Here is a 12,046-nt window from a genome sequence, read left to right as displayed (position 1 = left end):
ATCACGGCGCAGAAGGTCATCAAAGTGCCAACCGACAGGTCGATTCCGCCCGTGATGATCACCAGAGTTGCGGCAACGGCCAGTACGCCGTTGACCGAAGTTGCCTGCAGAATGGCAATCATGTTCGAGGTTTGCATGAAGTTCGGCGATGCGATCGAAAAGCCGATCAACAGGGCGATGAGACTGGCAAAGGCCAGCAGCTTTTGATACGCGCCGCTTTCCGACAGGCCCGCCAGGGGCTTTTTCTTGTCTATTTCCGTTGCTGTGGTCATGTTGCTGTCCCTGTGACCTGCATCGCCGCCGTGCGTTGGGTGGCCAGATGCATGATGTCTTCCTGAGTGGTGTTGTTTCCGCCGGGCAGAATTCCGGTCAGCCGGCCTTCGCACATGACGGCGATGCGGTGGCTGAGGCGCATGATTTCCGGCAATTCGGATGAGATCACGATGATCGTCTTTCCCTGCGCGGCCAGTTCTTCGAGCAGTTTGTAGATTTCCGATTTTGCACCGACATCAATACCGCGCGTGGGTTCGTCAAAGATAAGGATGTCGCAATCTCGCAAAAGCCATTTTGCGATGACTACCTTTTGCTGATTGCCGCCGGACAACAGGCGCACCTCTTGCACATCCGAGGGTGTGCGAATGCCAAGCTGGGCGATATAGCCTTTGGCCGTAGTGCTGATTTCGCCGTCGTTCAGAACACCGGTGGCACTGGTAAACCTATCCATCGAAGCCAGAGCGATATTGTCGCGGACGTTCATTCCCGTGGCGAGGCCGAAATGCTTGCGATCCTCGGACAGGTACCCGATCCCGGCACGCACGGCATCCACAGGGGAACGGATGGGCACGATCTGCCCATGTACCCGGATTTCACCGCCATCAATAGTGTCAGCCCCAAAGATTGCCCGCGCAACTTCGGTCCGCCCTGCCCCCATCAGCCCAGCAAAGCCCAAGATTTCACCCTTCCGGACCGAAAAGCTGACATCTTTCAGATCCGTGCCCCGCGTCAGTCCTGCGACTTCCAGAGAAACCTCGGCATCGCTCAGGTCCGGCACATCCAGAGGGTCTTCGGATACTTCGCGCCCAACCATCATCGCAATGATTTTGCTGATCGGCGTGTCACTGGCACCGACAGTGCCAACATATTCACCGTCGCGCATGACAGTCACACGGTCGGCGATTTGTTTCAGCTCGTCCATTTTGTGGCTGATATAAACAATCCCCACCCCCTCGGCCCTCAGGCGGCGGATGATGACGAACAGCTCGGCAATCTCAGCGTCGTTCAGGGCTGCGGTCGGTTCGTCCATGACCAGAACCTTGGAGCGATAGGACAGCGCCTTGGCAATTTCGACCATCTGCTGCTTGGCAATGGTCAGCCCGCCGACCAGTGCTTTGGGATCAAGGTTCAGGTTCATCGCCCCGAAGATTTCGGCGGTTTGAGCGTTCAGCGCAGCCTCGTCCAGGCGACCAAAACGTTTCCGGGGCTCGCGTCCGATAAAGATGTTCTGCGCTACGGTCAGATCATTCATCAGGCTCAATTCCTGATGGATGATCCCGATGCCAAGATTCTGAGCTTCGCGCGGGGAGGTGGGGCTGGCTGATTGGCCTTGAATGGCCAAGTCGCCGCCATCGCGCTGATAGATCCCGGACAGGATTTTCATCAACGTACTCTTACCCGCCCCGTTTTCCCCCATAAGCGCGTGGACTTCGCCCGAAAACAGATCGAACTGCACGGATTTCAGCGCGTGCACCCCGGGGAAATACTTTTCAATCCCCGTCATTTCGACCAGTTTTTCCATCTCTCCTGCCATTTTGCCCCTCCCTCGGGCGAAACTGCGGCTACATCACAGCGCCGATTTGCCAGGGGACGAATTCAACACCCCCAAAACCAAGCTCTTCGCTTTTTGTTTGTTCGCCCGATGCGACACGGATCAACATTTCGAACAACTCTTCGCCTTTGGCCTCGATGCTGACCCCGTCAGTGACGATGTCGCCACAATTCAGATCCATGTCTTCGGACATGCGGGCGTACATTTCCGAATTCGTCGCCAGCTTGATGCAGGGCGTGGGTTGATATCCGGAGACCGACCCCCTGCCTGTGGTAAACACGATCAAATTGGCACCGGCCGCCACCTGACCAGTGACTGAGCAAGGATCGAACCCGGGACTGTCCATGAAGACAAAGCCCTTTTTGTCGATAATTTCGCCAAATCTGTAGACGTCGCGCATCGGGGCCGTGCCCCCCTTGGCCACCGCACCCAGAGACTTTTCAAGAATGGTCGTCAGTCCACCGCGCTTGTTTCCGGGGCTTGGATTGTTGTCCATCTCGCCGCCATTGCGCTTGGTGTAATCTTCCCACCAATGAATACGGTCGATCAGTTTTTCGCCGATTTCCGGCGTTTCTGCGCGCCGGGTCAAAAGATGCTCGGCGCCATAAATTTCAGAGGTTTCCGATAGGATTGTTGTTCCGCCATGGCGCACAAGCAGATCAGAGGCATATCCAAGCGCCGGATTGGCGGTGATGCCGGAATAACCATCCGAACCTCCGCATTGCATCCCGACCGTAATCGCACTGATCCGAGCGGGCTTGCGCACCGCCTGATTGGCCAGCCGCGCGATCCCCTCCAGCTCGGCAAGCCCGCGCTCGATCGTGCGGCGCGTACCGCCTTCGTTTTGGATGGTCATATAGCGCAAGGCACCGTCCTCGCGGATGGGGCGGCCATCAACCAGACTGGCCACTTGCATGACCTCACATCCCAGCCCGATCAGCAGAATGCCGGCAAAGTTCGGGTGCTGGGCGTACCCGGCCAGGGTGCGCATCAACGTAGCATAGCCGTCATCCTTGGCCGACATACCGCAGCCCGTGCCATGCACGATGGGCACCACCCCGTCCACGTTGGGATATGGATCAAGCAACCCGCTTTTTGAGGCCGCTTCGGCGATGAACCGGGCTACTGAACCCGAACAATTCACTGTCGTCAGAATTCCGATATAATTGCGCGTGCCAACCTTCCCATCGGACCGGTGATACCCAAGAAAACTCCGCTCTTCGTCGATATGCGGCAAAGGGGTATTTGTGGTCGCATGGGCATAGTCCTGCTGATGGGCACCCATACCAAGATTGTGGACATGGACGTGATCTCCGGCTGCGATATCTGCCTTTGCCTGACCAATGATCTGACCATAGCGAATGACGTTTTTTCCGGCAGAAATTGGGGTAATAGCAATCTTGTGCCCACGCAGAACCTGATCCCGAAGCGGGACATTCAGCCCGGAAGGCTGCGTGCCGATCTTCAGATCTCGGAGTGCAATGACGATATTGTCGTCCGGGTTCAACCTGACTGTATCGCGCGCTGCGGGCTGAGAAGCCTTTATTTTCTGATCTGGTTGCATCATTTTCCTGTTTGCTGATCCCGACTGCTAATCGTCGGGCACGCACTTGTCAACTAACATGTTAGTATGCTAGGTCGCTAGATATGAATAAACCACAGGACATAAACGCTCTGCACCTGCGCGATATTTCTACGTCTGAGGGCTCTTTGTCTCAGCGCGTTTACCTCTCAATCAAGCATGCAATCCTGTCGCTGGACTTCGCGCCGGGCGACAACCTCAGGAAGGCGCCGATATGCGAACGCCTTGGCGTTTCGCGTGCGCCCGTGACCGAGGCGATTGCCCGACTTGCTTCCGAGGGTCTGGTGGATGTAGTGCCCCAATCCGGCACGCGCGTATCCTATTTCTCGATGTCCGAAATTCGCGAGGGTATGTTCCTGCGTGAAGCACTTGAACTTGCGACGGTCGCCAAAGTCGCGCGCGATTTGACCGAGGATCAGCGCAAGATACTGGGCCGCAACATGCGTCTGCAAGAGCTGCTGATCGAAGATGAAGATGTCCCCGGCTTTTACGAGGCGGATGAAGAATTCCACGGCCTGCTGATGAAATTCACAGGATTCAACAGGTTAAGCGACGTCGCGCAAACCGTTTCACTGCAAGTGACCAGAGCGCGAATGCTGCTGCTGCCTACCCCGGGCCGGGTGGTGGAAACGCTGGCCGAACACCGCGCCATTTTCAACGCGGTTCTTGAGAGAGATGAAAAAGCTGCACAGGACGCCATGCAACGTCATCTGGGGCAGTTGATGCCTCGGATTCAACGCTTGCAGCAGGAACAGTCCCACCTTTTCACGGACTCCCCTCATCCAATACGCGAGGCAGGATGACAGTTACCGCAACAGAGCTTCTAAATGGCCGCACGGCGCGACCCGTTCCGCTGACTCGGATGGGATTTGGTGGCGCGCCTTTGGGGAATCTCTATCGCAAAGTATCAGACGAGGATGCGCAGGCTGCGCTGCAGGCAGCCTTTGATTTGGGTATCCGATTTTTTGACACCGCACCGCAATATGGGTTGGGCCGCTCCGAGCAACGATTTGGCCAGGCTATTGCCCGGTTCGGACGCGAAGAGATTCAACTTTCGACCAAGATCGGGCGTCTGCTGCTGGATTGCGCACCGCATCATGTCACACCCGAAGCCTTTGTTGATGTGCCGCAGAAACGTATCGTTTTCGACTATACCTATGACGGGGTCATGCGATCCTACGACGCCAGCCGCGACCGGTTGGGTGTCTCATGCGCCGATATCCTGCTTGTGCATGACGTCTGTGCGTTCAGTCAGGGCAGTCAGGAGGCATCTGATGCCAAGATCCGGGAACTGTTCGATGGCGGCGGATACAAAGCTCTGGTCGAACTTCGTGAAGCCGGTGAAATTGCCGCCATTGGAGCCGGTGTAAATGAATGGCAGGTCTGCGAAAGATTATTGGGCTTGGGCGACTTTGACGGGTTTCTTCTGGCAGGCCGTTATACCCTCTTGGAACAAGACGCTTTAGACAGCTTTCTACCCCTTTGCGAAAAGCGGGACGTGGGCATAATTCTTGGCGGGCCGTACAACTCGGGTATCCTGGCAACCGGCGCTGTTCCCGGTGCGAAATACAATTATGCTGATGCACCCGAAGACATCCTTGCCCGAGTTCGCCAGATCGAGGCTGTCTGCTCAGCCCATGATACACCACTGATCGCTGCTGCCTTACAATTTGTCCTTGGCCATCCCTGCGTCAAAACCGTTGTCCCCGGCGCGGTGAATGCTGCCGAGGTGCAGGCCAATGCGGCCCTGCTCGAACGTCAAATCCCCGCTGCGCTTTGGTCTGATCTGTGTTCGGAAGGATTGATCCGTTCCGACGCCCCCCTTCCCGGAGAGGCTGCCTATGCTGCGTAATATTGATCCCATCCTGTCGCCTGACCTGTTGTACACCCTGCGCGCTATGGGGCATGGTGATGAAATCGTGATTGCGGATGCGAATTTCCCCGGCTCCAGCTCTGGGCCGGGCTGCATACGTGCCGACGGGTCAAGCGCCAGCGAAATCCTAAGAGCTATTTTGTCTGTCATGCCGTTGGACACATTTGTCCCTGACCCGGCCCTGACCATGCAGGTTGTTGGCGATCCGGATGCTATACCTGAGGCCATCGCCGATTTTCAGACCATTATCAGCGAAATAGCGGACCACCCGGCCACGATACAGGGCCTTGAACGTTTCGCCTTTTACGACCGGGCGGCCACAGCTTTTTCGATCGTGCAAACCGGCGAACGTCGGCTGTATGGCAACATCATCCTGAAAAAGGGTGTTCTTGGATGAAGATCGACGCCCATCAGCATTTTTGGACATTGGCGCGCGAAGACTATGGCTGGCTGACACCGGATCTGGGGCCGATTTACGCGGATTTCGCGCCCGCGGATCTGGCCCCATTGCTGAAAGGAGCGGGAATTGACGGTACGGTCTTAGTACAGGCTGCGCCGACAGCTGCTGAGACCGAGTATCTGCTGTCACTCGCCGAGCAGGCCCCGTTCATAAAAGGCGTTGTCGGATGGGTTGATTTTGAGGCCGCCGACGCACCGGAACAAATCGCACGACTGGCTGCCCACCCGGTTTTTGTCGGTTTGCGCCCCATGGTTCAGGACATTCCCGACCCATTATGGATGCTCAGGGATGGGCTGACACCGGCTTTTGACTCTCTGCAACAGGCAAACCTTACCTTTGATGCGCTGACCCTGCCGCGACATCTGGGGCCGCTTCAACAGCTGCTGGAACGGCACCCACATATGCGCACGGTAATTGATCACGGTGCCAAGCCCCTGATCCGGGAGGGAGTCATGGAGGACTGGCAAGAAGACATGTCGACATTGGCCCGAAATACAAATGCCTGGTGCAAACTTTCCGGGTTGGTGACCGAGGCCGGGGCGAATTGGACGGTAGAAGATTTGAAGCCCTATGTGGATCACCTGCTGAACACATTCGGGCCCTATCGCCTGATCTGGGGCAGCGACTGGCCGGTTTGCACATTAAACAGCAGTTATGAAAGATGGCTTGAGGCGACCGATACGCTGTTAACCGGTCTGGCACCACACGAGCATCAGGCGATACGGGGCGGTAATGCTGCCCAAGCCTATGACCTCAGGGACTAGATTGATCTTTCCGAGGCTGTATGCCGATCGGATTTTGCCGTCGTGGTTCCCCGAAGCTTGGATTTTAGAAGGAGAGTGAAATAGATATGATATCATCCGAAAACCTTGGCCGTCTGGCTGGAAAAACTGCTCTGATCACCGCCGCGGGACAGGGCATCGGGCGTGCAACAGCCGAATTGTTCGCCGCCGAAGGTGCACAGGTTTTTGCCAGCGACATCAATGATACCTCTCTGGCAGAGTTGCAAAATATCCAAGGCGTTACGTCGGTAAAACTTGACGTAACCGATGCGGCGGCAGTGCAGGCCTTCGTCGCGGACACGCCCCCGTTGGATGTTTTGTTCAACTGCGCAGGATATGTGGCTGGCGGGTCCATTCTGGAATGTGATGAACGTGACTGGGTTTTCAGTTTTGAGCTGAACGTCAAATCGATGTACCGGCTGATCCAATGTGCCCTGCCAACCATGCTGGAACATGGTGGCGGGTCTATCATCAACATGTCTTCGGTCGCCTCTTCGTTGAAGGGCGTTCCAAACAGGTTTGCATACTGCGCCTCGAAAGCCGCCGTAATCGGACTGACGAAATCGATCGCAGCCGATTTCGTCACACAAGGCATCCGGTGCAATGCGATCTGCCCCGGCACTGTCGATAGCCCCAGCTTGCACGACCGGTTGCGCGCAACTGGGGATTACGAGAAAGCAATGGCTGATTTTATTGCGCGGCAACCCATGGGCCGCATCGGAACCGCAGATGAGATCGCGGAACTTGCGCTCTATCTGGCCAGCGATGCCAGCAAATACACAACCGGACAGCCCTTTGCCATTGATGGCGGCTGGACGATCTGAAGCAAATGAGGAATGTGAAATGAAATTGCTACGATACGGCCCAGCAGGCGCGGAAAAGCCGGGCATCGTTGATAAAGACGGCACTATCCGGGACCTGTCGGGGGTCGTCGCCGACATTGCTGGGGAAGCGCTTAGCGATGAAACCCTCGCACGGCTGCGCGCGCTGGATCTTGAAACCATGCCACCCGTCGATGCCGACAGCCGTATCGGCGCCTGTGTTGGACGTGTCGGAAAGTTCATCTGCATCGGTTTAAACTTTGCCGATCACGCGGCCGAAAGCGGCATGGACCTACCTGCTGAGCCGGTGGTCTTTTTCAAAGCGACATCCGCCATCATAGGCCCCGATGACACGGTTGAAATCCCCCGCGGGTCAGTCAAGACCGACTGGGAGGTGGAACTGGGCGTCGTCATCGGAAAAGAAGCAAAATACATCTCGGAGGATGAAGCACTGGCCCATGTGGCAGGGTATTGTGTGATCAATGACCTGTCAGAACGGGATTTTCAACTGCACCGTTCAGGTCAGTGGGTCAAAGGTAAATCCGCAGATACGTTCGGCCCAATCGGTCCCTGGCTGGTAACACGGGACGAAATCCCTGATCCCCAAGACCTGCCAATGTATCTTGAGGTGAACGGGCATCGGTATCAGGATGGCTCGACCAGAACGATGCATTTCAGTGTCACAGCGGTGATCTCGCACCTGTCGCAGTTCATGTCACTGCAACCCGGCGACGTGATCTCGACCGGGACACCCCCCGGTGTGGGTCTGGGGCAAAATCCGCAGGTTTACCTCAAACCTGGTGACAAGATGGAACTGGGGATCGAAGGTCTGGGGGTTCAACGTCAGAACGTCATACAGGGGTAGTCCCTGGGACCTATCAAGTGGTGCTCATCCAGTCATTCTGGGTGGGTTTCCTCGGACCAGGATCGCCGGAAATTATGCGGTGATATTCTGAATCGGTTCCGGAAATGCACAGAAAGCCTATCCGTACTGGAAAACCCGGATGCAAAGGCTATCTCAGAAACGCTCAGGTTTGTTTCATTCAACAGGGCAAAAGCGCGGTCCAGCCTGAGTTCATTGTAGAACCGTCCCGGCGACATGTTAGTGTGCTGCCTGAACAGCCGCTCCATATGCCGCCGGGACAGGGACGCCTGATCCGCTATTGCCTCGAGGCTAAGCTGAGTTTCAATATTCTCGCGCATGATTTGCACCGCTTCGATCAATTTGGCATTTCGCGTGCCCAAAAGCGCCGAAACCGGCGATACCTGTTTGCTGCCGCCTTCTCCCAGCCTTCTGTGCAGGCACATTTCCGAAACGTTGTTCGCCAAGGCGTTTCCAAACAATTCCTCGATAACTTCAAGCATCATGTCAGTGCTGGCGTGCCCGCCCCCGCATGTTCTAAGTTTCCCGTCAATTTCATAGAGGTTCTGGGTCGGCTCCATTGTCGGGAAGTTCTCACAAAAGCCAGGCCGGTTTTCCCAATGGACGGTAAAGTTTCTGGTTCCGATCACGCCCGCCTTTGCTAAAGCAAATGCACCGGTACAAATCCCACCGAACTCACATCCATGCGCCTTTTGTCGCCGAATCCAGTTCAGGACATTTGTGTTGAAAGACCTCATCGGTTGCGTTCCGGAACACACAAAGACAAACGCTCCCTTCTCCAGGTCATGAACCGAGTGATCCGCCTGAACACGTATGCCGTTGGAACAGGTCACGGGTTCTCCGTCGGTGGAGAGCACGTACCACTCGAACAGCTGCTTTCTGGAAAGTTGATTTGATATGCGCAGAGGCTCAATCGCGGCACTGAAAGCCAGCATCGTCGTGTTGGGTAAAAGCAGAAAATAGAAGGCCTTGGGCGGCCCGTCATAGGAAACGTCCACGGAAATTGCGCCTTTTGGCAAAAAGCGCGGATTATCCATACGATCCTCTTTCATGTTTAATCCTTATAGAACGTGACCATTTTTACTGTGGCAGCCGAGGCGGCTTGAAATCAATCAACACTTTATATTCATTAGTGAATGCAAGGCTCTTGGAAAACCGGTGTCTATTTTGTATTTTGGATACAAAATTACACCAGCAGAGACTGTAACAATGCCAAGAACCCGCGCAATTCCCAGGCAAAGTTTGCCCGATGTCATCACAAATGACCTGCGCGAGCGGATTCTAAGCGGAGAGATGGCAGAAGGTGAAGCCATCCGTCAAGAAGCCCTGGCAGAAGACTATGACGTGTCACGCATGCCCATACGAGAAGCGTTAAAACGGCTTGATGCAGAGGGTCTTGTGCAGCTGACCAACAATCGCGGCGCTGCGGTGACAAGACATTCGCTGTCAGAAATCGGTGAGATATTTGACCTCCGGATAATGTTGGAGGTCGATCTGTTCAGGCGTGCAATTCCACAGATGACCGAGGCAAATTTTTCCGAATGCGAAAGGTTTCTGGACGAAATGGAAACGTCCTACGAAGCCTATGATGTCGGGCGGTGGGGTGGTTTGAACTACGAATACCACAATGCGCTTTACGCTGCAGCAGACCGTGGGATCACCAATGATATACTACAACGGATCAATCTACAGTCCGATCGCTATGTCCGTATGCACCTGAGCGTTATGGAACAACGCGAGCCCGCGAAAAAGGACCATCGCCAACTGCTGACGCTGGCCGAGAATGGGCAAGTTGAGGAAGCCTGCGCGCTGTTGACCCAACATATTGGGCGTACAAAAGACCATTTGCTTGCGATGGTCACCGCAACGCGCAGTTCCGAGAGCTAACCTAACCCAGCGGATGCAGGCATGCAGCCTGATGGGTTGTTCCTTGCAGATCGGGTGGTGCCGCACGGCATTCGTCAGTTGCCAGCCAGCATCGCTGAGCAAAGGCACATCCCTTGGGGATATTCATCGGTGAGGGCAACTCACCTTCCAGCTTGATCCGTTCCTTACGCGCCTCGGGGTCGGCACGCGGTGTCGTCGACAACAACGCTTTGGAATAAGGATGCCGGGGCGCCGCGAACAACTGTTCTTTCGGAGCTTTCTCGACTGCGCGTCCCAGATACATGACAATTACGTCATCAGCGAAATGCTTCACCACAGACAGGTCATGCGAGATGAACAGGTAGGCCAGGTTCAGACGCTCTTGCAGTTCAACCAGCAGGTTCAGGATTTGAGACTGGATCGAAACATCCAGCGCCGATACCGGCTCATCCAAAACCAGAACCTTGGGGTTCAGCATCAGGGCTCGGGCAATCGCAATCCGCTGCCGTTGGCCACCCGAAAACATGTGGGGGTAGCGATCATAATGCTCGGGGCGCAGACCGACAAGATCAATCATTTCGCGTGCGCGAGTTTCCCGTTCCGCAGCGGTCATATCGGGCCGGTTGATGATCAGAGGTTCCTGCAGGATCTGACCGATCCGTTGTCGCGGATTAAGCGAACCATAAGGATCTTGAAACACGATCTGCACGTTTTCGCGCATCTCAGCCCATTTTGACGGGGTGATTTCGACGCCGTCGATGGTCAGTGTTCCCGAAGTGGGCTCTTCAATCATCGTTACGACGCGAGCGAGGGTGGATTTACCGCACCCGGACTCTCCTACAATGGCCAGCGTCTTACCAGGCTCTAGGGCAAAATCCACACCGGAAAGGGCTTTGACCGTTGCCGATTTCGACAGCAATCCCCCTTTGACCTCATAGTGCCGGGCCAACGCGTTTGCCTGAACGATCGGGGCGGTCATGCCAATTCTCCAGCGGTGATTTCCTTGACGTGGTGACAGCGGGCCTTGCCGAAATCTGCTCCATGCGGAGCGGGTGGTGTGTTCCGGCACAAGTCATCGGCGAATTGGCATCGCGGGCTGAACAAGCAACCTTTGGGACGGTCAAATTGACCAGGAACAACACCTGGAATCGTCGGCAGCAATTTCGAAGTTGCCCGTTCAGGCAAAGCGTTCAGCAAAGCTGAGGTATAAGGATGGCGCGGTGTGCGGAACAGATCGCGTACCGGCTGTTCCTCGACCTTTTGACCGGCATATTGGACCTGAACCCGCTCGGCGGTTTCTGCCACAACACCCATGTCATGGGTAATCAGAACAAGGCCCATCCCCTGCTCATCGCGCAATCGGACCAACAGATCCAGAATCTGCGCCTGAATTGTTACATCAAGCGCGGTAGTGGGTTCGTCCGCGATCAGAAGTTTCGGGGTGCAGGCAATCGCCATCGCGATCATGACCCGCTGATTCATGCCGCCCGACATCTGGTGAGGAAACGTATTCAGACGGCTCTCGGGTGCCGGGATACCCACCAGGTCAAACAGCTCAATCGCGCGCTGATGACGGTCTTTGCGGTTGAGCCCAAGATGGATACGCAGTGCTTCTTTGATCTGGAAACCGACCGTGAAACAGGGGTTTAGCGAAGACATCGGCTCTTGAAAGATCATGGCAATATCTTTGCCGATGATCTTGCGCCGATCCCGTGCCGAGATTTTGGTCAGGTCGCGACCCTCAAAGCTCATTTCATCTGCCGTGATCGTCGCCGTCCATGGCAGCAACCCCATCAGCGCCAGCATTGACACGGATTTCCCCGAGCCGCTTTCCCCGACAATGGCCATCAACTCGCCCTTGTTGACAGACAGATCAACGCCATCCACAGCGCGGAACTCACCCGACGCTGTAGCAAACTCGACCGAAAGATTTCGGATTTCCAACAGGCTCATG

At 55.6% G+C, this 12,046-nt stretch carries 12 protein-coding genes and 1 pseudogene; 7 read left to right on the top strand and 6 right to left on the bottom strand.

Annotation, left to right across the window (positions count from 1 at the left end; all coding sequences use genetic code 11):
• From AC2FLB_RS19155 to AC2FLB_RS19145, 3 genes and pseudogenes are all read right to left on the bottom strand, one after another.
• A pseudogene (locus AC2FLB_RS19155) lies at window positions 1-272 on the bottom strand (ABC transporter permease); the annotation flags it as partial.
• Complete coding sequence (locus AC2FLB_RS19150; protein ID WP_496691607.1) at window positions 269-1,807, bottom strand: sugar ABC transporter ATP-binding protein; 1,539 nt, start codon at window positions 1,805-1,807, stop codon at window positions 269-271. The gene AC2FLB_RS19150 and the pseudogene AC2FLB_RS19155, both read right to left, overlap by 4 nt.
• A 28-nt stretch (window positions 1,808-1,835) precedes the next feature.
• Complete coding sequence (locus AC2FLB_RS19145; protein ID WP_496691634.1) at window positions 1,836-3,389, bottom strand: UxaA family hydrolase; 1,554 nt, start codon at window positions 3,387-3,389, stop codon at window positions 1,836-1,838.
• 83 nt (window positions 3,390-3,472) lie between these two features.
• Here AC2FLB_RS19145 and AC2FLB_RS19140 point away from each other — a divergent pair, with 83 nt between their 5' ends.
• From AC2FLB_RS19140 to AC2FLB_RS19115, 6 genes are all read left to right on the top strand, one after another.
• Window positions 3,473-4,210 (top strand): GntR family transcriptional regulator, encoded by a 738-nt coding sequence (locus AC2FLB_RS19140; RefSeq protein ID WP_281995093.1) that lies wholly within the window; start codon window positions 3,473-3,475, stop codon window positions 4,208-4,210.
• Window positions 4,207-5,259: an aldo/keto reductase gene (locus AC2FLB_RS19135; protein ID WP_496691606.1), complete on the top strand. Its 1,053-nt coding sequence runs from the start codon at window positions 4,207-4,209 to the stop codon at window positions 5,257-5,259. The genes AC2FLB_RS19140 and AC2FLB_RS19135 overlap by 4 nt, the downstream gene beginning before the upstream one ends.
• A complete protein-coding gene (locus tag AC2FLB_RS19130; protein ID WP_496697009.1) occupies window positions 5,249-5,677 on the top strand; it encodes an RbsD/FucU family protein in 429 nt (142 codons plus the stop codon). The genes AC2FLB_RS19135 and AC2FLB_RS19130 overlap by 11 nt, the downstream gene beginning before the upstream one ends.
• The gene (locus AC2FLB_RS19125; protein ID WP_496691604.1) at window positions 5,674-6,504 is read left to right on the top strand and encodes an amidohydrolase family protein; all 831 of its coding nucleotides are present in this window, start codon (window positions 5,674-5,676) and stop codon (window positions 6,502-6,504) included. Before AC2FLB_RS19130 ends, AC2FLB_RS19125 begins: the two co-directional genes overlap by 4 nt.
• A gap of 86 nt (window positions 6,505-6,590) precedes the next feature.
• The gene (locus AC2FLB_RS19120; protein ID WP_496709861.1) at window positions 6,591-7,346 is read left to right on the top strand and encodes an SDR family oxidoreductase; all 756 of its coding nucleotides are present in this window, start codon (window positions 6,591-6,593) and stop codon (window positions 7,344-7,346) included.
• 19 nt (window positions 7,347-7,365) lie between these two features.
• Window positions 7,366-8,208 (top strand): fumarylacetoacetate hydrolase family protein, encoded by an 843-nt coding sequence (locus AC2FLB_RS19115; RefSeq protein WP_496691602.1) that lies wholly within the window; start codon window positions 7,366-7,368, stop codon window positions 8,206-8,208.
• A 32-nt stretch (window positions 8,209-8,240) separates the two neighbouring features.
• On the opposite strand, the gene AC2FLB_RS19110 is transcribed toward AC2FLB_RS19115, so the two are convergent.
• Entirely contained in the window at window positions 8,241-9,278 is a 1,038-nt protein-coding gene (locus AC2FLB_RS19110; protein WP_246097212.1) for a GlxA family transcriptional regulator, read from the bottom strand.
• 157 nt (window positions 9,279-9,435) lie between these two features.
• On the opposite strand from AC2FLB_RS19110, the gene AC2FLB_RS19105 reads away from it, so the two are divergent.
• On the top strand, window positions 9,436-10,113 hold the full coding sequence (locus tag AC2FLB_RS19105; protein ID WP_496691601.1) for a GntR family transcriptional regulator: 678 nt from the start codon (window positions 9,436-9,438) through the stop codon (window positions 10,111-10,113).
• Window position 10,114: 1 nt separating this feature from the next.
• Here the strand turns inward: AC2FLB_RS19105 and AC2FLB_RS19100 are convergent, their stop codons facing one another.
• Both AC2FLB_RS19100 and AC2FLB_RS19095 read right to left on the bottom strand, forming a co-directional pair.
• Complete coding sequence (locus AC2FLB_RS19100; protein WP_496691600.1) at window positions 10,115-11,071, bottom strand: ABC transporter ATP-binding protein; 957 nt, start codon at window positions 11,069-11,071, stop codon at window positions 10,115-10,117.
• Window positions 11,068-12,045: an ABC transporter ATP-binding protein gene (locus AC2FLB_RS19095; RefSeq protein WP_142636312.1), complete on the bottom strand. Its 978-nt coding sequence runs from the start codon at window positions 12,043-12,045 to the stop codon at window positions 11,068-11,070. Before AC2FLB_RS19095 ends, AC2FLB_RS19100 begins: the two co-directional genes overlap by 4 nt.
• Window position 12,046 lies beyond the last annotated feature (1 nt).

The sequence above is a fragment of the Ruegeria sp. CDSA236 genome (assembly GCF_059611285.1).
Note: the sequence above shows the minus strand (reverse complement) of the source record. Positions and strands in the feature narration are given on the sequence as shown.